General features: G+C 59.9%; 1 pseudogene. It reads left to right on the forward strand.

Annotation, left to right across the window (positions count from 1 at the left end):
• Nucleotides 1-324, forward strand: a pseudogene (locus AC5RWD_RS23295) (NAD(P)/FAD-dependent oxidoreductase); the annotation flags it as partial.

Consider the following 324-nt stretch of genomic DNA (forward strand, 5'->3'; position numbering starts at 1 on the left):
TGTACCGCCACCTGTGGTCCAACGGGCCCAAGGAATGCCTCGAGTTCGCCGACTACTCCTTTGACGAGCACTTCGGCCGCCCCATCTCCTCCTTCCCACCCCGCGAGGTGCTCTTCGACTACATCAAGGGCCGCGTGGAAAAGTCCGACGTCCGCAAATACGTCAAGTTCAACACCGTCGCCCGCCACACCACCTACAACGAGACCACCCAGGAATTCACGGTGACAGTCCAGGACCTCAAAACCAACCTCACCGAAACCCACGTATTCGACAAGCTCGTCGTTGCCACCGGCCACTTCCACGTCCCTGCCGTCCCCGAATTCA

The sequence above is a fragment of the Arthrobacter sp. CMU6 genome, assembly GCF_059090205.1.